Annotated in this window: 18 protein-coding genes and 1 pseudogene; 15 read left to right on the forward strand and 4 right to left on the reverse strand. The window is 35.7% G+C overall.

Translation table 11 applies throughout. The features are described 5' to 3' along the window. Window positions 1–11 precede the first annotated feature (11 nt). Both BST92_RS13870 and BST92_RS13875 read left to right on the forward strand, forming a co-directional pair. Window positions 12–395: an alkyl hydroperoxide reductase gene (locus BST92_RS13870; protein WP_105072002.1), complete on the forward strand. Its 384-nt coding sequence runs from the start codon at window positions 12–14 to the stop codon at window positions 393–395. Further along, a complete protein-coding gene (locus BST92_RS13875) occupies window positions 392–760 on the forward strand; it encodes a DoxX family protein (RefSeq protein WP_245910949.1) in 369 nt (122 codons plus the stop codon). The genes BST92_RS13870 and BST92_RS13875 overlap by 4 nt, the downstream gene beginning before the upstream one ends. A gap of 63 nt (window positions 761–823) precedes the next feature. Here the strand turns inward: BST92_RS13875 and BST92_RS13880 are convergent, their stop codons facing one another. Beyond that, window positions 824–1618, reverse strand: coding sequence for a DUF4294 domain-containing protein (locus tag BST92_RS13880; protein WP_105072004.1), 795 nt, complete (start codon window positions 1616–1618; stop codon window positions 824–826). A gap of 99 nt (window positions 1619–1717) precedes the next feature. Between BST92_RS13880 and BST92_RS13885 the strand changes: the two genes are divergently transcribed. The 5 genes from BST92_RS13885 (at window position 1718) to BST92_RS13905 (ending at window position 6414) form a co-directional block, all read left to right on the forward strand. Next, window positions 1718–2827, forward strand: coding sequence for a M42 family metallopeptidase (locus tag BST92_RS13885; RefSeq protein ID WP_105072005.1), 1110 nt, complete (start codon window positions 1718–1720; stop codon window positions 2825–2827). Window positions 2828–2989: 162 nt separating this feature from the next. Next, window positions 2990–4030 carry a YHYH protein gene (locus tag BST92_RS13890; RefSeq protein WP_211292507.1) on the forward strand — a complete coding sequence of 347 codons (1041 nt, stop codon included), beginning with the start codon at window positions 2990–2992 and terminating at the stop codon, window positions 4028–4030. A gap of 181 nt (window positions 4031–4211) precedes the next feature. Then, window positions 4212–4631 (forward strand): VOC family protein, encoded by a 420-nt coding sequence (locus BST92_RS13895; RefSeq protein ID WP_105072006.1) that lies wholly within the window; start codon window positions 4212–4214, stop codon window positions 4629–4631. Window positions 4632–5168: 537 nt separating this feature from the next. Further along, window positions 5169–5708, forward strand: a complete 540-nt coding sequence (locus BST92_RS13900) for a hypothetical protein (RefSeq protein ID WP_105072007.1) — start codon at window positions 5169–5171, stop codon at window positions 5706–5708. 181 nt (window positions 5709–5889) lie between these two features. Continuing rightward, window positions 5890–6414, forward strand: a complete 525-nt coding sequence (locus BST92_RS13905) for a DUF421 domain-containing protein (RefSeq protein WP_105072008.1) — start codon at window positions 5890–5892, stop codon at window positions 6412–6414. Window positions 6415–6454: 40 nt separating this feature from the next. On the opposite strand, the gene BST92_RS13910 is transcribed toward BST92_RS13905, so the two are convergent. The 3 genes and pseudogenes from BST92_RS13910 to ytxJ form a co-directional block, all read right to left on the reverse strand. Next, window positions 6455–7783 (reverse strand): MFS transporter, encoded by a 1329-nt coding sequence (locus BST92_RS13910; protein WP_105072009.1) that lies wholly within the window; start codon window positions 7781–7783, stop codon window positions 6455–6457. A gap of 50 nt (window positions 7784–7833) precedes the next feature. Then, on the reverse strand, window positions 7834–8658 hold the full coding sequence (locus BST92_RS13915; RefSeq protein WP_245910999.1) for a M48 family metallopeptidase: 825 nt from the start codon (window positions 8656–8658) through the stop codon (window positions 7834–7836). A 36-nt stretch (window positions 8659–8694) separates the two neighbouring features. Further along, a pseudogene (gene ytxJ, locus BST92_RS15290) lies at window positions 8695–9069 on the reverse strand (bacillithiol system redox-active protein YtxJ); the annotation flags it as partial. 210 nt (window positions 9070–9279) lie between these two features. Between ytxJ and clpB the strand changes: the two are divergent. From clpB to BST92_RS13955, 8 genes are all read left to right on the forward strand, one after another. Further along, window positions 9280–11886 (forward strand): ATP-dependent chaperone ClpB, encoded by a 2607-nt coding sequence (gene clpB, locus BST92_RS13920; protein ID WP_105072289.1) that lies wholly within the window; start codon window positions 9280–9282, stop codon window positions 11884–11886. 291 nt (window positions 11887–12177) lie between these two features. Beyond that, complete coding sequence (locus BST92_RS13925) at window positions 12178–16149, forward strand: beta strand repeat-containing protein (RefSeq protein WP_105072011.1); 3972 nt, start codon at window positions 12178–12180, stop codon at window positions 16147–16149. A 115-nt stretch (window positions 16150–16264) separates the two neighbouring features. After that, window positions 16265–18418 (forward strand): beta strand repeat-containing protein, encoded by a 2154-nt coding sequence (locus tag BST92_RS13930; RefSeq protein ID WP_105072012.1) that lies wholly within the window; start codon window positions 16265–16267, stop codon window positions 18416–18418. A gap of 101 nt (window positions 18419–18519) precedes the next feature. Next, the gene (locus tag BST92_RS13935) at window positions 18520–20760 is read left to right on the forward strand and encodes a beta strand repeat-containing protein (RefSeq protein WP_105072013.1); all 2241 of its coding nucleotides are present in this window, start codon (window positions 18520–18522) and stop codon (window positions 20758–20760) included. Window positions 20761–20769: 9 nt separating this feature from the next. Beyond that, window positions 20770–21423, forward strand: coding sequence for a hypothetical protein (locus BST92_RS13940; protein ID WP_105072014.1), 654 nt, complete (start codon window positions 20770–20772; stop codon window positions 21421–21423). After that, the gene (locus BST92_RS13945) at window positions 21407–22576 is read left to right on the forward strand and encodes a T9SS type B sorting domain-containing protein (protein ID WP_105072015.1); all 1170 of its coding nucleotides are present in this window, start codon (window positions 21407–21409) and stop codon (window positions 22574–22576) included. Before BST92_RS13940 ends, BST92_RS13945 begins: the two co-directional genes overlap by 17 nt. Window positions 22577–22651: 75 nt before the next feature. Further along, complete coding sequence (locus BST92_RS13950; protein WP_105072290.1) at window positions 22652–24433, forward strand: AMP-dependent synthetase/ligase; 1782 nt, start codon at window positions 22652–22654, stop codon at window positions 24431–24433. A 75-nt stretch (window positions 24434–24508) separates the two neighbouring features. Beyond that, window positions 24509–25870 (forward strand): exonuclease domain-containing protein, encoded by a 1362-nt coding sequence (locus tag BST92_RS13955; RefSeq protein WP_105072291.1) that lies wholly within the window; start codon window positions 24509–24511, stop codon window positions 25868–25870. Window positions 25871–25884 lie beyond the last annotated feature (14 nt).

Raw genomic sequence — 25884 nt, forward strand, 5'->3', positions numbered from 1 at the left:
CAAAAAAGATTATGAAACTTACCTTACAACTAGCCGCAATCTATAACCTTATTTGGGGTACATGGGTAATCCTTATGCCCAATCATTTTTTTGAACTTGTAGGTATGGAACCTTTAAACCATCCCATGGTGTGGCAAGGAATGGGAATGGTTATAGGTGTTTATGGATTAGGTTATTGGTGGGCTAGTTATACTCCCATGCGCCACTGGCCTATAGTTGCAGTAGGTTTTTTTGGAAAAATATTTGGCCCATTAGGTTTTATCTTTAATTATTTACAAGATGTAGTACCTTTTGAATTTAGTTATACCTTAATAACTAATGATTTTATCTGGTGGATACCATTCTTCTTAATTTTGAAAAAAGTCCATACGGACTATAAATGGAGACTAACATGATCCATAAACTACTACTCTATTCCTTTATCTTATTATATGGCATCGCTGGTATTTTACATTTTGTTCAACCAGATTTATATCTAGAAGTTATACCTGAATGGCTGGGTAATAAAGTAATCATTAACTACCTCGCTGGTGTCTTAGAATTAATCGTAGCGTTACTAGCCTGTTTTAAACAATCTAGAAGCACCACGGCATACACAACAATAGCTATGTTGCTAGCTTTTACTATATCACATATTTATTTTATACAAAACGATAGCTGTGCAGGCTCTTTTTGTATAGCAGCGTGGATTGCATGGGTAAGACTAGTAGTAATCCATCCATTGTTAATTTGGTGGGCATGGTCTATTAAAAAGATGTAACACTTTATAAAACGATAAACAAGACAAATGATTATTGCTTACTCGCACGGCGTCTTTTCCGCTCTAATTTTTTGCGTTTCTTCTCGTTTTCTTTGGCTTTTTTTCCAAATATTCTTTCCTTATTCTAGCACGTTCTGCTAGTTGAATGGAATCATAATCTGCTGGAAGATTATCTTCATATTCATTCCAGGCAGTACGGCCTTTAAAATAATCATAGTCTATTGCAGGTTCTTGTTCTTCTAGAGTTTCTCTCTTAAATTCATTGAGCAAGACATCTTCTATATAAAAATCTTCAATATTTGTTTCTGGGCTATACTCTGCTTTTAAATCAATATCAAAAATACTCGCTGCATTTTTAAACCAGAAAGCACTCCATCCACTACGCAATTGTTTTAAAAGTTCAAAAGTGGTCATACCAGTTTGACGATGTAATAGCTTAATTAATATCTGACCTTCTGTTGTGGTTAATTTTTTAAGCTCGGCTGTAAACTCTTCTTCTACATAGCGTTGGACTATTTTTGTGTACTTCTTTTTATCGCTTTCATACTCTAGCGATGCAAGCCTTCGATCTAGCTCAGTTAATCGTTCTGCAGCTAGCTTTGCATAAGGCCACACTTTTTTAACCTTACGTTTAATAATTTGATAACGTATGTTTTCATATCTACTATCAAATTTTAAGGACTGCAATAACATAACACGATCTAGTTCTATGGCACTTAAAGAGTCACCATCTATAAAGAAGTACTGCGGTGTTTGTACTGTATCTGTTTTTACTGGCAATATGGTAGGTGTTGTTTGCGCTTTCGCGAAAGCGGAACCCAACAAAACTATTATTAATATAAATATCTTATTGATCATAAAACGGTAATTGCCAAAAGCATTCCAAAAATAAGAAAGCTGTCTATTAATAGCGATTTATGTAGGTGTTTATTATCTTCACAAACTAAATTTTATCACATGTCTCAAGAAAGCATATTAAATAAAAAGTCTCTAGATTTTCTAGAAAAATACCTGAATACCGCATCGCCTACAGGATATGAATGGAATGGTCAGAAAGTATGGATGGACTATCTAAAACCGTATGTAGATGAGTTTATCACAGATAATTATGGTACAGCTGTAGGCGTGATTAACCCAGATGCTAAGTTTAAAGTTGTCATAGAAGGACATGCAGACGAGATATCGTGGTATGTTAATTATATTACAGATGATGGTTTAATTTATGTCGTGCGCAATGGTGGATCAGATCACCAAATTGCACCTTCTAAAAAGGTTAATATTCATACTAAAAAAGGAATTGTGACTGGTGTTTTTGGCTGGCCTGCAATTCACACGCGATCGCGTGCGAAAGAGCAACCGCCTAAACCGGATAATATCTTTATAGATACAGGTTGTGAGACTAAAGAAGAGGTCCTAGCGCTAGGTGTTGATGTAGGTTGTGTCATTACATACCCAGATGAGTTTTTTGTATTGAATGGAAACAAATTTGTATGTCGTGCCTTAGATAACCGCATGGGTGGTTTTATGATTGCTGAGGTAGCACGCCTGTTAAAAGAAAATAAACAAGAATTAGATTTTGGCCTTTATGTAACAAACTCTGTTCAAGAAGAAATAGGATTGCGTGGTGCAGAAATGATTACACAAACGATCAAGCCTAATGTAGCTATCGTGACAGATGTAACGCACGACACGACAACACCTATGATTGATAAGAAATCAAATGGAGAGGCAGCGATAGGTAAAGGTCCAGTCCTTGCCTATGCTCCAGCTATACAAAATAATCTGCGCAACCTGATTATGGATGCTGCAGATGCAAATGAGATCCCATACCAGCGTCGTGCAACATCACGTTCTACCGGAACTGACACTGATGCGTTTGCTTATTCTAATGGTGGTGTCCCTAGCGCGCTTATCTCACTACCTCTACGTTATATGCATACTACAGTTGAAATGGTACATAGAGATGATGTAGAAAACGTGATTAAAATGATTTATCAGTCTTTATTAAAAATTGAAAATAATCACGATTTTAATTACTTTAATAATAAGAATGAAGGTTTATTCTAGTAGTGGTCCACTACTCAAGTACAATATTCATTTTAAAGTATTTAAAACCCTACTGGCATGTACTAGTAGGGTTTTGTTTTTATAATAGTTACTCAACAATAGCTATAATAAATTTTAAACTAAATCATTATGGCTAAGTTTTAAATAAATATAATCAACCTTATGAAGTCTTATATCTATTTGTATATTCTATTATTAATTTTACTTTCTTGTAAATCAAATCAAGAACAAAGCCATACTAACTTACCTAAAGATAATAAACCATCAGCAACACAATTGATTACAGAAATGGATCGTGATAACAATGGTCGATTATCTAAAGAAGAAACTCAAGGACCGATATCTAGTAATTTTAAAAATATAGATAAAGATCAAGATGGCTTTTTAACCCTAAAAGAATTAAATACTGTAGAGAATAGTCCTGGTAATAGACCTCCTAGACTAACCAATAATGATAAGGATTTATCAAAAGAAGTTAATTATGATATCAAAGCGGTTTCTGTAAATACAGATTATTTTATTTCAGAAAATATAATTGATGGTATTCAAAAAAAGTTGATCGTTATTAATGGTATAGAAACACTTTGTTATGTTTTTAAAACCAACTCGCAAGCAACAGAACATCAGATGGGTCCATGGTGCCCGAATCTGATTACTGATACCAAGGATAAAGCTGGAATATGGTTTGACGGTGGTAAAGTCTATGATGTGTCAGGTCATTTTATAGCCAGTCTAGATGATTTTTATAATGATGATAATTGGAAAGTTTACCGTGAAAATGGAACCGTGAAATATACAGATACCAAAGAAGGATGTTTAGCTGCTGCAAAACCAGATGTTGAAGAAGCTTATCAAAATTATTGTGTAGAATGTTTACCAGATTATTTTAAAGATCAAGTGACAACATATGTTATACCAGTAACACCTATTTATTTTAATGAATCTCAAAGCTTTGGAAGAAATGCTATAGGAGTTGCTTTTAATGGTGTTAATTATGATCCGCCAGCTCCTACAGATGCTATTCTAGCAGCACATACGATAGCACCATTAGATGATCATGGTGGACATGTAAATCCAAATGGCGGCTATCATTATCATGCCGCTACAGGTTCGACAAAAGAGGTTACACAAACAGATTTACATTCGGCGATTATCGGGTATGCTATTGATGGATTTGGTATTTATTCTTTGTTAGATAAGTAAGGCTATCAATCCACAGATTTAGATGAGTGTGGTGGCCATACTGATGAAATTAGAGAATATCACTAGCACGTAGGTGAGCCGGGAAGCAACCAAATAATAAAATGCCTACACGGAATAGCAGGATATACAGAAGTTGTAGAGTAATTTCAAAAATTATTTAGTTTTAAGAAAATTATTTTCCATGTCACAATTCTTTTTTAATCATATTGCGTTATCTGTTAAGGATGTCGATAAATCTGTACTCTTTTATCAAAAAGTATTTGATTTTAAAGAAATTGAGAACACAGCTTCTAACTCTTCAACTAGATGGCTTTCTATAGGGAATGGAAAGCAACTCCATTTAATACCCAGACCAGATGCTATAATTAAAACGAATAAAGCTGTTCATTTTGCTTTGTCAACACTAGAATTTGATGCATTTGTGTTGAGATTAAAAATAATGAATATTGAATTTTCAGATTGGCCTGGTACAACGCTTAAAAATTATATTCGGAAAGATGGAATCCAACAAGTGTATTTTAAAGATCCAGATCATTACTGGATAGAAATTAACGACGACTATAAAAAATTACTAAATATTATCATAGAACAAATAAATTAATTTTTCTTTTGTATTGATATTTATAAATCAAATAGATTTCTTGAGTCTTTAAATAAAGATTAAAATCATAGTGAAAGCGATTCATCATATATTTTGTTATATATTCTTTACTTTTCTATTTGTAGGATCAGTAAACGCTCATGATTTATCGTTTTCAGACACTTCTATATTTACATCTTTCCAATCAGAATCTTCAATACAGCAAAAAGCTAGGTTCAATAAGATTTTTGCAGTTGATTCTAAAATAGAACTAGTTCCTACTAGCACCTTAATTGATGGATACTCCTACTCTGTAAGTAAACATCTATTATCATTACATGGTCTTTTGACTAGCAGCGAATACTTATGTCAATTAGGCAAAACTCGCTTATTAACATTTGATCATTTATCTATTAAGAACTCCTTTAAAAAGGTGTTATTATTCCCTTTTCATTCTTTTTGGTAATTAAATAGTCATTTTTCTAACACTTAAGCAAGCTTCTTGATTTGAATCATGATAGCTAGCTGATTATTTATAATATCAAAACATTTCAAATCATGGAAACATCAATGGTGATTATTTCAATCACACTAATAATTATATGCATTTTACCATTTTTAATTATAAACGGGAAAACCAAAAAAAGAGCCCAATATTTAAAAACAATTTTTAACAATAAAATACAAGAAGATAAAAAAGTTTTAGGAGAATATGAGATTCATAACCAATTTGCCATAGGTATAGACAGTAATCAAGGTCAAATTTGTTTTCTTTTCAAAAATGATGAATGTGAACTATTTAAAAAAGTGAAATTAAATGATATTAGTTCTTGTGAAGTCTTAAAAGAATCTAAGCAAATAACAAATGGTAAATCGAGTTATGAGTTGATTCAAAGAGTTAAATTAATATTTTACAACTCCTATCATATAGCTATAGATCATTTTGAACTATATAATGATGAAAATAGCTTACAGGTGGATGGAGAAATTGCGCTGGCTTATAGCTGGCAACAGAAAATAGAACATATATTAACTGAAAGAAAAGCTAATAATACAAGAACCGAAGTAGTAATAGAGTCTAATAATATATTTGTTTAATCATCCCAATACAAGATTCAAAAGATTGACGACTCGTTAATCTTTTGAATCTTAACAATCCATTTATAAAACGATATTTCTTTAATTATTTTTTCATGTATTAACATAATACTCACGATAAACTATATCTTAATCTTTACTTTTATGAAATAACCATCAATCATTCACATAAAAATATCATATGGACTGGATTTACCAATCAGACGACCCAATACTTACAACACTAGCAGCAAGCTTTTTAATATTTATCGCCATTATTATAATTACACGTCTTGTTGGGTTAAGATCATTTGCAAAATTTACCGCATATGACTTTGCATTTACTATAGCTATAGGTAGCATCATATCTGCTACGCTCACATCTAGTACAACAGTAGTACATGGAGTAACCGCTATTGCCGCTCTATTATTTTTGACATTTATTTTCTCGTTTTTGCAAAGAGTATTACCTAGTATTAAAAAGCTCACCTCAAATAAGCCATTGTTATTAATGGATGGTAACCAAATTTTAAATGAAAATTTGAAACACGCACGCATAGAAAAAGAACAATTGATAGCCAAGTTAAGAGAGGCTAACGTCATGAGTTTTGATCAAGTAGAAGCTGTCGTTTTAGAATCTACTGGTGACATTTCAGTTTTACATCGTACAGAAGATGAAGATTCTTTACATCAAGATATATTAGAAGGTGTACGTAAAAAACCTTAGTCTATAATCATCAAAATATATAACGAAACCACTTTTACTACTAATCTAATATTGAAGTTTTAATTTTAGGAACTCTTAATAGCAAGACTACTCCTATTGCAAAAAACACCACTAGAAATAATATACTACCTCTCATAGATCCACTCCATTGTGTTACTAGAGTAAAAATAGTCATCCCTATCACGATACCTATCTTCTCGGCCACATCATAGAAACTAAAATAAGAAGCAGTATCTGGATTACCTTCTGGTATCATTTTAGAAAACGTACTTCGCGAAAGCGATTGTATAGAACCCATAACAAATCCCACAGCTGCGGCTGTTAGATAAAATTCCATCGGTGAATAAACAAAATATCCATAAATACATATACCAACCCATATAATATTGATACCTATTAAAACATTGATATTGCCATAATAATTAGAAAGTTTACTTGCTATAAAAGCACCTGCAATAGCTACTATCTGTATAAGTAAAATAGAAACTATTAAACCCATAGTAGCTCCACCTTCTTCCCATTCAACTTCTTCTGTACCAAAATAAGTAGCAACAAGCATAACCGTTTGCACAGCCATACTGTAGACAAAAAATGCTGCGAGATAACGTTTCATTTGTTTGTTATCGCCTAGTTGATGCCAGATTTTCTCCAATTCTTTAAAACCATTTGTAAAAATATTCTTTACAGCACTGGTGTCTTTTTTATTCCCTAGTGGCAAGTAAGCATAAGTATATTGAGCAAATCCCATCCACCACAATCCTACGAGAATAAACGACATTTGTACCGCATCTATACCTAGTAATTTACCACTAGCTGGGTAAAGGCCAAACTCATTCATTGCCAAACAAAAAACAAGTAATATCACACTACCTACATAACCTAAAGAGAATCCTCTAGCACTAGTTGCATCTTGCTGATGTGGTAAAGCTACATCTGGCAAATAACTATTATAAAACACTAAGCTACCCCAGAAACCTATCAATGCTAGAAAGTACATCGCAAGACTGAACCATAAATAATCAAAACTAAAGAACGCTAAACCAATACAACAAGACGCTCCCAAATAGCAAAAGAACTGCATAAATCGTTTCTTTTGTCCAGAGTAATCTGCGATACCTGATAAGATAGGAGATAAAATACTGACCACTAAAAAAGCAATCGCAGTGGTGACAAATATGATATTTTCATTGTTTACTTCTTTAAGAAACTCTGGTACATTACCGTCTTCATAAGCTTTCTTACTAATAGCAGAATAGAATATGGGAAATATAGCACTGGTGATCACCAGTGAGTAAACCGAGTTTGCCCAATCATAAAATGCCCAAGCTTGTAATAGTTTTTTGTGACCTCTAGGTAATGTATTTTTCATAAAAAAAGGGTTCTAATAAGAACCCTTTAAAAGTATATAAAAACAAGCGTTTATTTAAAGCTTGTAACACCATATTTACGAGCTTCAATTTTTGCTTGAGGTGCTAGTTCTTTCAAAAACGCAATACGACTATCGTTAGATGGGTGCGTACTCATAAATTCTGGTGGAGCTTCGCCTCCACTATTTGCTTTCATGCGTTCCCATAGTTCTGCTCCAGCATCAGGATTATAACCAGCAATTGCTGCTAGATATAAACCTATTTTATCAGCCTCAGTTTCATGTGATCTAGAAAAAGGTAACATTCCACCTACTTGTGAACCTATACCATAAGCTTGATTTAATATCTGTTGGGTACCTTCATTTAATCCTCCTAATTGACCACCTACAGCAACACCTACAGCACCTAAGGCTTGTACTTGGCTAGCACTCATGCGTTGTGCCCCATGATCAGCTAGTGCGTGTGCCACCTCGTGCCCCATTACAATAGCTACTCCAGTTTCATCTTGACAAATAGGTAAAATACCAGTATAAAATACAATTTTCCCACCAGGCATACACCAGGCATTAACTGTTGGGTCTTCAACTAGGTTATATTCCCAGGCATAGTCCTTTAAATACTGCTCTTCACCTAATGCATTTAACCATCGTTGTGCAGCAACTTTTATTTTACTACCTACTCGATTAATCATTTCAGAGTCTGCTGTACCTGTGACCACCTTATTGGTATTAAGAAATTCTCCATACTGACTAAAAGCCATTGGAAACAACTGACTATTAGACATAAAATTAAGCGTCTTCTTCCCAGTAAATACATTTGTCTTACAAGAAAACAAAGTTACCGCGATTGTAAGAATCAGTAATTTATTAAACCTCATATTAACTCTCTTTTTTATTAATTGTTCAACTCTTTTAATATCGATTCCGTGATGGGAATCTGTGTGTATAATCTCCTCATTATCAATAACAATAATTTGCGGTGATTGATGCATCACATTTAATTTACTTGCAATCGTATTGCTTAATTCCCTATGATTCAATAAATCTAGTAGGTAAAAACTAGCATCTTCATCTTTTAGAGAATATCCTGCCTCAAAATTTTTGAGTACCATTCTAGAAATCCCACATCTTGTACTATGTTTAAAAATTACCTTAGGAACTCTTTTTGAATTGGCGATCAAGTTATTTAACTGATCTTCAGACTCAAGCATTTGCCATGGCAATCCTTCTTGAATTTCATCTTTTGCAATATCGCGTTGTGATTTAAACAACTTATTAAACAATCCCATGTTGTATATTTATTAATTATCTCGCTTTCGCGAAAGCGGAATCTAACTCATCCCAATACTAAATTACAAAGATAAGGGATGTAACAATTAAATCTCGCTAATGATTTACTAACAGACAGTTTGTCGTATTTATTTGCGTTTTATATGTCTTTTTGGCAATTTTCAATAGAGGTATAAGATTTGACTCTTAAAAGAAAACAAAAAAAAGACATGAACATGAATCAACTTACAATAAAATCGCAAGAAGCGCTCCAGGCAGCGCAACAACTTGCACAAGCGTCAGGTCATCAATTTATAGAAAACCTGCACCTTTTGAAAGGAATGATACAGATAGATGAAAATGTATTACCATTCATTTTTAAGAAACTTAATGTTAATCTATCACTGGTTATTCAACTTATAGACAGTAGTCTTAATGCACTTCCTAAAGTAGAAGGTGGCGACATTCAATTATCTAGAGATGCATCTAAAACCGTTAATGGCGCTATGAGTATAGCTACTAAGATGGAAGATGAATATGTAAGCTTAGAACATTTATTAATATCGCTATTTGATGGTAAATCAACAGCAGCTCGCATACTTAAAGATCAAGGGATTACTAAAAATCAATTAGAAAAGGCCATAGAAGAATTAAGGCAAGGTAGTCGTGTTACAAGTGCTAGCGCTGAAGAAACCTATAACAGTCTTAATAAATATGCTAAAAATCTTAATCAGCTCGCTGACCAAGGTAAACTAGATCCTGTAATAGGTAGAGACGAAGAAATACGACGTATTTTACAAATTCTATCTAGACGCACAAAAAACAACCCTATGTTAGTTGGAGAACCTGGTGTAGGTAAAACAGCTATCGCAGAAGGGCTTGCTCATAGAATTGTGGCTGGTGATGTCCCAGAAAACCTTAAGAATAAACAAATATTTTCACTAGATATGGGTGCTCTAATTGCCGGTGCAAAATATAAAGGTGAATTTGAGGAACGATTAAAAGCGGTGATTAAAGAAGTCACAGAAAGTTCTGGAGATATTGTCCTATTTATCGATGAAATCCATACACTAGTAGGTGCTGGTGGTGGGCAAGGCGCCATGGATGCCGCAAACATTTTAAAACCAGCACTGGCACGTGGTGAACTGCGTGCTATAGGAGCCACTACCCTAGATGAATATCAAAAATATTTTGAAAAGGATAAGGCACTAGAACGACGTTTTCAACGTGTATTAGTTGATGAACCAGATACAGAAAGTGCTATATCTATTTTACGAGGTATAAAGGATAAATATGAGACACATCATAAAGTTCGTATAATGGATGAAGCGATTATAGGGGCTGTAGAATTGTCGCAACGTTATATTACTAATCGCTTTTTACCAGATAAGGCCATTGATTTAATGGATGAAGCTGCTGCAAAATTGCGTATGGAAATTAACTCAAAACCAGAAGAACTAGATGTATTAGATCGTAAGATCATGCAATTAGAAATTGAAATTGAGGCCATCAAACGTGAAAAAGATGAAACTAAACTTAAGGCTTTGCGCAGCGAACTTGCTAATTTTAAAGAATCTCGCAATGAGATCAATGCACAATGGGTGAATGAGAAAGATATTGTAGAAGCCATACAAGCAGCAAAAAGTGATATTGAAAATTACAAACAACTGGCAGAACGTGCAGAACGTGATGGCGACTATGGTCAAGTAGCAGAACTGCGTTATGGAAAAATTAAAGAAGCTCAAGAAGAACTAGAGAAACTTCAAAAGGAAGTCTCCCTTAATGACACTGGTAAATCCTTAATACAAGAAGAAGTTACCTATGATGACATCGCAGAAGTGATTGCAAAATGGACCGGTATACCGGTTACTAAGATGCTACAAAGTGAGCGCGATAAATTATTAAAATTAGAAGATGAATTACACAAGCGCGTGGTAGGCCAGCAAGAGGCAATTATCGCTGTGAGTGATGCTGTGCGACGCAGTCGTGCCGGTTTACAAGATCAAAAAAAGCCTGTTGGATCGTTTCTATTTTTAGGTACTACAGGAGTAGGTAAAACAGAACTTGCAAAAGCTCTAGCAGATTATCTGTTTAATGATGAGAACTCTATGACACGTATAGACATGAGTGAGTATCAAGAACGTCATAGTGTGAGTAGATTAGTAGGTGCTCCACCAGGATATGTAGGATATGATGAAGGTGGACAACTTACAGAAGCTGTTAGAAGAAAACCTTACAGTGTTGTCTTGTTAGATGAGATTGAAAAGGCTCATCCAGATACTTTTAATATTTTATTACAAGTTCTAGATGAAGGACGATTAACGGATAACAAAGGTCGTGTTGCAGATTTCAAAAACACGATTATTATTATGACTTCTAACATGGGAGCAGACTTAATACAGGATCGTTTTGAGAATGCTAGTTCTGTGACAGAATCTCTACTAGAAGAAACAAAGAAAGAGGTTTTGGTAGCGTTAAAACAACGGGTAAGACCAGAGTTTATCAACCGTATTGATGATATTGTAATGTTTACACCATTGACTAAAAATGAAATTCAGCAAATCGTGAGTTTACAGTTGAAAGGTGTTACTAAGATGTTATCTCTACAGGGAATTACTATAGATGCTACACCAGCAGCGATTGAACTACTTGCTATACAAGGTTATGATCCACAATATGGAGCTAGACCTGTAAAACGAGTCATACAGAAAAGTGTGCTCAATGAATTATCTAAACAGATTTTATCAGGTGAGATTTCTACTGAGAGTATCGTCTTGATTGATGCTTTTGAAAATCAAATCGTTTTTAGGAATGAAACGGATGCTGTAGAAGTGTAAACTAAAAATGAAATTCAAATTATTGCAACTTATTCTTAAGTAAAGAATAAGTTGCTTTTTTGTTTACTTATTTTTTATACGCTTTCGTGAAAGCGACATTAAATATAAATTCAGTATATAATTATGTTCAATTATAATACATAATTGCATTTAACATTAGTTCAATAATGTGAAAAACACAGTATTATAGCGATTAAAAAAGTAGTTAATCCAAAAAAATAGGATGTTGTCCTTTAGTATTACCAGTTCTATATTATATATATGACATTTGATAAATGTTAATTTTTTACTATGAAATTATTATTGAATATATTTTGTGTTTTGTTTCTCACAACGACTGCAATATCTACTGCACAAGTTAAGATAGGAAACAACCCCAATACGATTGATCCTTTTTCTATTTTGGAATTAGAAAGTACTGAAACTGTTTTAGTAGTTACTCGTATTACAGATGCAGAAATGACAGCTATACTACCACTTAACGGTGCGATTGTATACAATACTTCTCAAAACTGTTTATTTCAATATCGTAATAACAACTGGCAAAGCCTTTGTAACGGAGGTACTCTAGTAGATAACAACAATGGTACTTACACATTCACAAACGATAACGGTGGTGTTGTCACGGTAAATACTAATGCAGTTACAAATCCATACAACAATGCCACATCAGGTTTGGCCGCTATGAATGTACAAGACGCTATCGATGAGCTAATTGGACTAGCTAATAATATAACTTTAATTGATAATACAGACGGTACTTATACTTTTACTGATGCTGCTGGTAATATTGTTACTATTGCAGACACGAGTATTTCAACTCTAGTTGACAATGCAAATGGTACATACACTTATACAGATGAATTAGGCAATCAAACCGTGATTGATACTACATTTATAGAATCACTTACTTCGCTAGGTATAAATGCTTCACAAACGTCTCTAGAATATACTGATGAAGACGGTATAACAACCACCTTAGACCTTACAAATATTGTTCAGAATCTAGAAACGATCACTACTCTAGTTGATAATACGGATGGTACTTTTACCTATACTAACGAAGCTGGAACGCCGGTGATTATTGATACCAATGCGGCAGAAACACTTACGACTTTAGTATTGAATGCTGATGATACCAATCTGGATTATACCGATGAAGATGGTGTAACGACTCAGCTAGATTTTACTGCTTTGGTTCAGAATCTAGAAACGATCACTACGCTAGTTGATAATACGGATGGTACTTTTACCTATACTAACGAAGCTGGAACACCAGTAACAATTGATACCAATGCGGCAGAGACACTTACGACTTTAGTATTGAATGCAGATGATACCAATCTGGATTATACTGATGAAGATGGTGTAACGACTCAGCTAGATTTTACTGCTTTGGTTCAGAATCTAGAAACGATCACTACTCTAGTTGATAATACGGATGGTACTTTTACCTATACTAACGAAGCTGGAACACCAGTAACGATTGATACCAATGCTGCTGAGACACTTACGACTTTAGTATTGAATGCTGATGATACCAATCTGGATTATACCGATGAAGATGGTGTAACGACTCAGCTAGATTTTACTGCTTTGGTTCAGAATCTAGAAACGATCACTACGCTAGTTGATAATACGGATGGTACTTTTACCTATACCAACGAAGCTGGAACACCAGTAACGATTGATACCAATGCTGCTGAGACACTTACGGCTTTAGTATTGAATGCTGATGATACCAATCTGGATTATACCGATGAAGATGGTGTAACGACTCAGCTAGATTTTACAACGCTAGTTCAGAATCTAGAAACGATCACTACCCTAGTTGATAATACGGATGGTACCTTTACCTATACTAACGAAGCTGGAACGCCAGTAACGATTGATACCAATGCGGCAGAAACACTTACGACTTTAGTATTGAATGCTGATGACACCAATCTGGATTATACCGATGAAGATGGTGTAACGACTCAATTAGATTTTACAGCGCTAGTTCAGAATCTAGAAACTCTTACTACTCTAGTTGATAATACGGATGGTACTTTTACCTATACGAATGAAGCTGGAACGCCAGTAACAATTGATACCAATGCTGCTGAGACACTTACAACTTTAGTATTGAATGCTGATGATACCAATCTGGATTATACCGATGAAGATGGTGTAACGACTCAGCTAGATTTTACAACGCTAGTTCAGAATCTAGAAACGATAACTACTCTAGTTGATAATACGGATGGTACTTTTACCTATACTAACGAAGCTGGAACGCCAGTAACGATTGATACCAATGCTGCTGAGACACTTACGACTTTAGTATTGAATGCTGACGATACCAATCTGGATTATACCGATGAAGATGGTGTAACAACTCAACTAGATTTTACTGATTTGGTTCAGAATCTAGAAACGATCACTACCCTAGTTGATAATACGGATGGTACCTTTACCTATACTAACGAAGCTGGAACGCCAGTAACGATTGATACCAATGCGGCAGAAACACTTACGACTTTAGTATTGAATGCTGATGATACCAATCTGGATTATACCGATGAAGATGGTGTAACGACTCAGCTAGATTTTACTGCTTTGGTTCAGAATCTAGAAACGATCACTACGCTAGTTGATAATACGGATGGTACTTTTACCTATACCAACGAAGCTGGAACACCAGTAACAATTGATACCAATGCTGCTGAGACACTTACGACTTTAGTATTGAATGCTGACGATACCAATCTGGATTATACCGATGAAGATGGTGTAACAACTCAACTAGATTTTACTGATTTGGTTCAGAACCTAGAAACAATCACTACGCTAGTTGATAATACGGATGGTACCTTTACCTATACTAACGAAGCTGGAACGCCAGTAACGATTGATACCAATGCGGCAGAAACACTTACGACTTTAGTATTGAATGCTGATGATACCAATCTGGATTATACCGATGAAGATGGTGTGACAACTCAGCTAGATTTTACTGATTTGGTTCAGAACCTAGAAACAATCACTACGCTAGTTGATAATACGGATGGTACCTTTACCTATACTAACGAAGCTGGAACGCCAGTAACGATTGATACCAATGCGGCAGAAACACTTACGACTTTAGTATTGAATGCTGATGATACCAATCTGGATTATACCGATGAAGATGGTGTAACGACTCAGCTAGATTTTACTGCTTTGGTTCAGAATCTAGAAACGATCACTACTCTAGTTGATAATACGGATGGTACCTTTACCTATACTAACGAAACTGGAACGCCAGTAACGATTGATACCAATGCGGCAGAAACACTTACGACTTTAGTATTGAATGCTGATGATACCAATCTGGATTATACCGATGAAGATGGTGTAACGACTCAGCTAAATTTTACTGCTTTAGTACAAAACTTAGAGGGTCAAGATATTAGTACTGATGGTAATCCAGGTAATATTTCAATATCTAATGGTTCAACAATAAATTTAAATGTTGATGATGCTGATTCAGATTCTGCTAACGAGGTCAACACGGCTTTTGCTGTTAATGGTGCTAATCTAGAAATCACCGATTCTAATGGTACACTTTCTGTACCTTTAGCTTCAATCGGTTCAGACGATCAAACCATTACTGATTTCTCATACGATGATGCTACAAACGTATTGACCATTACACTCGAAGATGGTAACACTTCTACAGTGAACCTTGCTGAGCTTTCTGAAACAGTTGTCGCTGGTACTGGTGCGATTACAGTAAACGATGATGGTAATGGTAACTACACCGTGAACTCTACCGATCCTGATGAATCTATTACTAACGAGGTCAACACGGCTTTTGCTGTTAATGGTGCTAATCTAGAAATCACCGATTCTAATGGTACACTTTCTGTACCTTTAGCTTCAATCGGTTCAGACGATCAAACCATTACTGATTTCTCATACGATGATGCTACAAACGTATTGACCATTACACTCGAAGATGGTAACACTTCTACAGTGAACCTTGCTGAGCTTTCTGAAACAGTTGTCGCTGGTACTGGTGCGATTACAGTAAACGATGATGGTAATGGTAACTACACCGTGAACTCTACCGATCCTGATGAATCTATTACTAACGAGGTCAACACGGCTTTTGCTGTTAATGGTGCTAATCTAGAAATCACCGATTCTAATGGTACACTTTCTGTGCCTTTAGCTTCAATCGGTTCAGACGATCAAACATTACTGATTTCTCATACGATGATGCTACAAACGTATTGACCATTACACTCGAAGATGGTAACACTTCTACAGTGAACCTTGCTGAGCTTCTGAAACAGTTGTCGCTGGTACTGGTGCGATTACAGTAAACGATGATGGTAATGGTAACTACACCGTGAACTCTACCGATCCTGATGAATCTATTACTAACGAGGTCAACACGGCTTTTGCTGTTAATGGTGCTAATCTAGAAATCACCGATTCTAATGGTACACTTTCTGTGCCTTTAGCTTCAATCGGTTCAGACGATCAAACCATTACTGATTTCTCATACGATGATGCTACAAACGTATTGACCATTACTCTTGAAGATGGTAACACTTCTACAGTGAACCTTGCTGAGCTTTCTGAAACAGTTGTCGCTGGTACTGGTGCGATTACAGTAACCGATGATGGTAATGGTAACTACACCGTGAACTCTACCGATCCTGATGAATCTATTACTAACGAGGTCAACACGGCTTTTGCTGTTAATGGTGCTAATCTAGAAATCACCGATTCTAATGGTACACTTTCTGTACCTTTAGCTTCAATCGGTTCAGACGATCAAACCATTACTGATTTCTCATACGATGATGCTACAAACGTATTGACCATTACACTCGAAGATGGTAACACTTCTACAGTGAACCTTGCTGAGCTTTCTGAAACAGTTGTCGCTGGTACTGGTGCGATTACAGTAAACGATGATGGTAATGGTAACTACACCGTGAACTCTACCGATCCTGATGAATCTATTACTAACGAGGTCAACACGGCTTTTGCTGTTAATGGTGCTAATCTAGAAATCACCGATTCTAATGGTACACTTTCTGTGCCTTTAGCTTCAATCGGTTCAGACGATCAAACCATTACTGATTTCTCATACGATGATGCTACAAACGTATTGACCATTACACTCGAAGATGGTAACACTTCTACAGTGAACCTTGCTGAGCTTTCTGAAACAGTTGTCGCTGGTACTGGTGCGATTACAGTAACCGATGATGGTAATGGTAACTACACCGTGAACTCTACCGATCCTGATGAATCTATTACTAACGAGGTCAACACGGCTTTTGCTGTTAATGGTGCTAATCTAGAAATCACCGATTCTAATGGTACACTTTCTGTACCTTTAGCTTCAATCGGTTCAGACGATCAAACCATTACTGATTTCTCATACGATGATGCTACAAACGTATTGACCATTACTCTTGAAGATGGTAACACTTCTACAGTGAACCTTGCTGAGCTTTCTGAAACAGTTGTCGCTGGTACTGGTGCGATTACAGTAACCGATGATGGTAATGGTAACTACACCGTGAACTCTACCGATCCTGATGAATCTATTACTAACGAGGTCAACACGGCTTTTGCTGTTAATGGTGCTAATCTAGAAATCACCGATTCTAATGGTACACTTTCTGTACCTTTAGCTTCAATCGGTTCAGACGATCAAACCATTACTGATTTCTCATACGATGATGCTACAAACGTATTGACCATTACACTCGAAGATGGTAACACTTCTACAGTGAACCTTGCTGAGCTTTCTGAAACAGTTGTCGCTGGTACTGGTGCGATTACAGTAACCGATGATGGTAATGGTAACTACACCGTGAACTCTACCGATCCTGATGAATCTATTACTAACGAGGTTAACACGGCTTTTGCTGTTAATGGTGCTAATCTAGAAATCACCGATTCTAATGGTACACTTTCTGTACCTTTAGCTTCAATCGGTTCAGACGATCAAACCATTACTGATTTCTCATACGATGATGCTACAAACGTATTGACCATTACTCTTGAAGATGGTAACACTTCTACAGTGAACCTTGCTGAGCTTTCTGAAACAGTTGTCGCTGGTACTGGTGCGATTACAGTAACCGATGATGGTAATGGTAACTACACCGTGAACTCTACCGATCCTGATGAATCTATTACTAACGAGGTCAACACGGCTTTTGCTGTTAATGGTGCTAATCTAGAAATCACCGATTCTAATGGTACACTTTCTGTACCTTTAGCTTCAATCGGTTCAGACGATCAAACCATTACTGATTTCTCATACGATGATGCTACAAACGTATTGACCATTACTCTTGAAGATGGTAACACTTCTACAGTGAACCTTGCTGAGCTTTCTGAAACAGTTGTCGCTGGTACTGGTGCGATTACAGTAACCGATGATGGTAATGGTAACTACACCGTGAACTCTACCGATCCTGATGAATCTATTACTAACGAGGTTAACACGGCTTTGTTGTTAATGGTGCTAATCTAGAAATCACCGATTCTAATGGTACACTTTCTGTACCTTTAGCTTCAATCGGTTCAGACGATCAAACCATTACTGATTTCTCATACGATGATGCTACAAACGTATTGACCATTACTCTTGAAGATGGTAACACTTCTACAGTGAACCTTGCTGAGCTTTCTGAAACAGTTGTCGCTGGTACTGGTGCGATTACAGTAACCGATGATGGTAATGGTAACTACACCGTGAACTCTACCGATCCTGATGAATCTATTACTAACGAGGTCAACACGGCTTTTGCTGTTAATGGTGCTAATCTAGAAATCACCGATTCTAATGGTACACTTTCTGTACCTTTAGCTTCAATCGGTTCAGACGATCAAACCATTACTGATTTCTCATACGATGATGCTACAAACGTATTGACCATTACACTCGAAGATGGTAACACTTCTACAGTGAACCTTGCTGAGCTTTCTGAAACAGTTGTCGCTGGTACTGGTGCGATTACAGTAACCGATGATGGTAATGGTAACTACACCGTGAACTCTACCGATCCTGATGAATCTATTACTAACGAGGTTAACACGGCTTTTGCTGTTAATGGTGCTAATCTAGAAATCACCGATTCTAATGGTACACTTTCTGTACCTTTAGCTTCAATCGGTTCAGACGATCAAACCATTACTGATTTCTCATACGATGATGCTACAAACGTATTGACCATTACTCTTGAAGATGGTAACACTTCTACAGTGAACCTTGCTGAGCTTTCTGAAACAGTTGTCGCTGGTACTGGTGCGATTACAGTAACCGATGATGGTAATGGTAACTACACCGTGAACTCTACCGATCCTGATGAATCTATTACTAACGAGGTCAACACGGCTTTTGCTGTTAATGGTGCTAATCTAGAAATCACCGATTCTAATGGTACACTTTCTGTACCTTTAGCTTCAATCGGTTCAGACGATCAAACCATTACTGATTTCTCATACGATGATGCTACAAACGTATTGACCATTACTCTTGAAGATGGTAACACTTCTACAGTGAACCTTGCTGAGCTTTCTGAAACAGTTGTCGCTGGTACTGGTGCGATTACAGTAACCGATGATGGTAATGGTAACTACACCGTGAACTCTACCGATCCTGATGAATCTATTACTAACGAGGTTAACACGGCTTTTGTTGTTAATGGTGCTAATCTAGAAATCACCGATTCTAATGGTACACTTTCTGTACCTTTAGCTTCAATCGGTTCAGACGATCAAACCATTACTGATTTCTCATACGATGATGCTACAAACGTATTGACCATTACACTCGAAGATGGTAACACTTCTACAGTGAACCTTGCTGAGCTTTCTGAAACAGTTGTCGCTGGTACTGGTGCGATTACAGTAACCGATGATGGTAATGGTAACTACACCGTGAACTCTACCGATCCTGATGAATCTATTACTAACGAGGTCAACACGGCTTTTGCTGTTAATGGTGCTAATCTAGAAATCACCGATTCTAATGGTACACTTTCTGTACCTTTAGCTTCAATCGGTTCAGACGATCAAACCATTACTGATTTCTCATACGATGATGCTACAAACGTATTAACCATTACTCTTGAAGATGGTAACACTTCTACAGTGAACCTTGAGAACTTAAGCTCTACGGTAACACAGACAGTAACTACTGGAAATACAATTGCTACTCATACAAGTGGAACGTCAACAACAACAATATTAGAAACAATTACTGCTGTTGCACAAGCTACTGGTAATGCAGATGCTGATGTGACTGCTGGTGATGCTAACACCATCGCTACGTATACCGATGAGAATGGTGATGATGTGAATGTTAATGAAACCGTTACTGCATTTTCACAAAATGATACACCAACCTCTAGTGACCCTAATGCTACTGGAGAAATATCTTATACAAATGAAAATGGTACAACCACTACAGCTCAAGTTGTAAGTGGTGATGCTGATAATAATATACAAGTTGGGTCTGATGGAGGAGCATTTTTTGCTGGTCCTACCATTGCAGCAGCAGGAAATGTAGCAGGAGACGGTGGAACCATATCGAGTTTCGGAACTTCAACTATTGTAAGAATTGATACAGGTGATTATCGCATCAATTTTGCTACACCTATAACTGGTGCTTATGTTGTTCAACTTACTGTATTAGATTGTGATGGAAACTGTCCGCCTGCTGGTGGTTCTAACTATGATGACCCAGGAATATCATACTATGGCATTGATGCAAATGGTTTTAATGTTAACATAGGAGACAGCGACAATGGTACAAGTCCTAAAGTCGATATTGACCTAGAGTTTATGTTTACCGTAATTAAACTTCCATAAAATTAAGTTATGAAAAAAGTAATTGTCTTAGTTATCATTGTTTTAAGTTCCGCTTTCGCGAAAGCGCAAATTAGTCCCAATTCACTGTTAGGATTACCTAGATATTCCACTGTTGAAATCAATTCAATTACAGGTGTTGAATTAGGAACATTAGTTTATGATAGTGATTTGAACAGAGTATTAGAATATACCAATAACGGTTGGGAAGAAATATTGGTAAGCGGTAGTGTGGAGAGCGTTGGTGTTGTTGAAATTAATGCTGCTGGAGATTATACCATATCAGGATTGAACTTTACGCCTACTAGCGTTACCTTTCATGCCTATGCAAATGTCGAAACCACAAATCTGAATTCTGATAATGGCACCAGAGATAATGAAACAGGTATAGGAAATTCTTTCGGTTCAATGACCGGATTTGCAAGGGACGACAATGGGACGATAGTACAACAAGTTATCTATGTAGGTGGTAGTGGAAACTCGATAAATGATATATCTAGGTTTGCATCTAGTAACCATTGTATAGGTGTAAGATATGGAAATCAAAATGGAATCTCATTAGGCTTACTTACTGCGAGAGTAACTAGTTTTACTACAAATGGATTCATTATTAATGTTGATAGTTATATCGACGGTTTAGTTGTTATATATGAAGCTCATAGATAAATTATTTAATACCAATAACCTTTTATGGGTTACGTTGTTTTTAAATATAACATTAGTAACGGCGCAAACAGCCTTTACAAATAGTGGCGATTTAAAAATTCATAATAACGGTCAGATAGGCTTCCACATCGATGTAATTAACAATGGTGATTCTGTAGAGAATGAAGGCTTAGCTGGTTTTTATAATCAAAATAATTCTCTGAACTTTAGTGGATTAAATCAAATGAATTTTGAAAATTTTGAAGTTGATGTTGAAGACGATTTAAATTTATTTACTTCTATAGGTGTTAATGATGAAGTCTTCTTTACCAATGGTAGAATCAATACACCTAGAATTGACCCATTAGTTAAATTTAAATTTTTAAATGATAATGTTTACACTGGTGAAGGTGATAATGAGCATGTAGATGGTTATGCTCAATTTAATGGAGATTTTCAATTCAGTTTCCCTGTTGGTGATGATTTTGAAATGAAACCTCTTGCCATTGATAACTTTAATAATTCGTTTACATACACTGCTGCATATTTTAAAGAAAATCCTAATACACCTACCACGTTTATCAACTCTTTTGATACAAACAGTTTTGAGCCTAGCTTAGATGTTATATCAACAGTTGAATTTTGGTACTTTGAAGGTCTTAAAGATTTAGAACTTACACTTACTTGGACTAATTCCAGTAATATCTCTCAAACAGCAAGTAACTTAAGTGATTTGAGAATCGCTGGATGGGATGATGTTCAAAATGTTTGGGTCAACCTTGGTAATACTGGTACAACAGGTGATCTTAATAATGGTACTATTACCTCTAGAATTCCTAATACCAATGATTATAAAATATACACTATTGCCTCAATCTTACAGGCTGGTAATGAAGTGGTCGTTTATAATGGTATGACACCAGATGGTGATGGACTCAATGACACATTAATTATAAGAGGTATAGAAGGAATACCTGGTAATCAACTTTTTATTTACAATAGATGGGGACGACTGGTTTATCAAAAAGACAATTATGATAACTCATTTGATGGTATTGCAAATGCAAATGCCACTATAAAAGGTGATAAAGAATTAGCCGCAGGAACGTATTATTATGTTCTTAAATTACCAGAACAAGAAGATTTGGCAGGATATTTTTACATTAATCGTTAATTTAATTTTAAAATTTGTCATTTTAATAACCGCCCTATTCCTTATATTTAGCCAGATTAAATATAAATGGACAACATGCAGGTAAAAAGATTATTTGACTTTCCCCTATATCAGCTTAAAAATTATCCTAGAGAAGATTCGCTGGTAACAAAATATAACGGTGAATGGAAAAAAACATCCACTCAATCTTTTATAGATCAAGCAAACGCCATATCGCGAGGTCTTATTGAATTAGGAATTCAACCCAACGATAAAGTAGCAATTATATCTTCTGTTAACAGAAGCGAGTGGAATATAGTAGATATAGGTATTATGCAAACTGGTGCACAAGATGTACCCGTTTATCCCACAATATCTGAAGAAGATTATCAATACGTACTTAACCATAGCGAGTCTAAGTATGTTTTTGTTTCTGATGAAGAGGTAAGAAACAAGGTATTAAGCATTAAAGATCAAGTTCCTTCTCTTATCGAGGTATATAGTTTTGATAACATTGCAGGATGTAAAAACTGGGAAGAAGTAAAAGAATTAGGTGCTTCTCAAAATCACCAAGCAGAACTTGACAAAAGGATGGCGGCTATAACAGAAGAAGATCTAGCCACATTGATATATACCTCTGGTACTACTGGACGACCTAAAGGTGTAATGTTATCTCATAAAAACATCTCTAGTAATGCCATCACTAGTGCGACTAGATTACCTATTGATTTAGGTAAATCAAAAGCGCTTAGTTTCTTACCTGTATGTCATATTTATGAACGCATGTTACAATATATGTATACCTACACAGGTACAGGTATTTATTTTGCAGAGTCTATAGAAACGATATCAGACAACTTAAAAGAAATTCAACCAGAAGTGATGAGCGCCGTACCGCGCCTACTCGAGAAAGTATACGATAAAATCATCGCAAAAGGTACAGATCTTACTGGAATTAAAAAGAAACTTTTCTTCTGGGCTGTTGAACTAGGTCTAGAATGGGAACCTTATGGAGCAAATGGTTGGTGGTACGAGAAAAAACTAGGATTAGCAAAGAAACTCATCTTTTCAAAATGGCAAGAAGCATTAGGAGGTAACCTTAAAGCAATCGCTAGTGGTAGTGCTGCACTACAACCACGACTGGCTAGAGTCTTTAATGCAGCAGGTGTTCCAGTTATGGAAGGATATGGACTTACTGAAACATCACCTGTTATATCTGTCAATGACTTGCGTGATGGTGGTTTTAAAATAGGAACAGTAGGTAAAATTTTACCTAATACTGATGTGCAAATTGCCGAAGATGGTGAAATCATCATCAACGGACCACAACGCATGATGGGCTATTATAAAGATCCTGAAAAAACTGCCGAGGCCATCGATGAAAACGGTTATTTCCATACCGGAGATATAGGAGAAATAGATAGCCAAGGTTTCCTTAAAATTACAGATCGTAAAAAAGAGATGTTTAAAACATCTGGTGGTAAATACATCGCACCACAATTAATTGAAAATACAATGAAACAAAGTCGTTTCATAGAACAAATAATGGTGATAGGTGAAGGAGAAAAAATGCCAGCAGCATTTATACAACCTAACTTCGAATTTTTGGCAGATTGGGCACAACGCAAAGGTATAGTCTATGACGACTGGAAAGACTTATGCTCTCAAGAACGTATCATTAACAGATATCAAAAAGAAATAGATTTCTATAATACTAAATTTGGTAACTGGGAACGCATAAAGAAATTTGAGTTAACTCCAGAAGAATGGACCATTGAGGAAGGGCACCTCACTCCTACTTTAAAACTTAAAAGACGTGTTATAAAAGCACGTTATAAAGAATTGTATGACCAGATTTATGGTAATTCAAAAATATAACAGTCATATTTAAAATTGAAGAGCTGCGCCATGTGTGCAGCTCTTTTACTTTCAACTCACAAACATTATATCCATTTGTACGCAATAGTAGATGTAGAAACTACAGGAGGAAAATTTAATGAAGAAGGCATAACAGAAATTGCCATCTATAAATTTGATGGGCACGAAATTGTAGATCAATTTGCTAGTCTTGTAAATCCCGAAAAAGAAATACAACCTTTTGTTGTAAAATTAACAGGTATCAATAATAAAATGCTGGCACGCGCGCCTAAATTTTATGAAGTCGCAAAACGTGTGATTGAAATTATGGATGGTGCCGTATTAGTAGCTCATAACGCTAACTTTGACTATCGCATGTTGCGTATTGAGTTTGAACGGTTGGGATATGATTTTCATACTCAAACCTTGTGCACCGTTGAATTAGCACAAAAGTTAATGCCTGAAGAAGACAGTTACAGCCTGGGCAAATTAACACGATCACTGGGTATTCCTATTACAGATAGACATAGAGCAACCGGTGATGCTCTAGCTACTGTAAAACTTTTTAAAATGTTAATGACTAAAGATATAGACAAAACCATCATATCCACCAGTCTTAAATCAGAAACACGTAAAAAAGTAGAACCCAATCTTAAAAAATTAATAGAAAAATCTGCTTCAACAACAGGTGTCTATTATCTATATAATCAGGATAATGATTTGATTTACTTAGGTAAGAGTAAAAATATTAAAAAGAGAATAACGCAACTTTTTACAAGCTCACAGCCCAAACAAAAAAAAATGCAAAATCTAGTTGCAGATATTTCATATGAGAAAACCGGCAATGAGTTAATTGCATTATTGAAAGAAAATGTTGAGATTAAAAAAAACAAACCTAAATTCAACAAATCATTAAGAAAAAAGAATTTTTCTCATGGCCTCTATTCATTCATAGATCAGGATGGATATATCAACCTTAAAGTAAAAAGTATAGGAAAAGATATGGGTTATATTACCAGTTTCAGTTCTATGAAGTCTGGTAAGAACTTCTTAGAGAAAACAGTCTCGCAACATCAATTATGTAAAAAATTAGTAGGTTTAGAAAATCCAGAAACACATTGCGAAAACTACTCTACTGACAGATGTTCAGGCGCTTGTATAGCTCAAGAAGATATCGATGCTTATAATAACAAAGTGCAAGAAGTAATTAGCATGCACAGCTTTATCAATAAAAATATTATTATAGTAGATACTGGTCGTGAAACTACAGAACGTAGCGCCATTATGATAGAAGATGGAGTTGTCCTAGGATATGGGTTTGTGGACCTACAATTTCAGGTAACGCATCCGCAAGTTCTTAAAAAAGTGATTACTCCACTAACTAATGAATTAGATACCAGACATATCGTACAAAGTTATTTAAGACATAAAAGAGTTAAAAGAATTATAGAGTATTAATATTACGCTTTCGC

It is taken from the genome of Nonlabens arenilitoris, from assembly GCF_002954765.1.
In the GTDB taxonomy this organism is placed as follows: domain Bacteria; phylum Bacteroidota; class Bacteroidia; order Flavobacteriales; family Flavobacteriaceae; genus Nonlabens; species Nonlabens arenilitoris.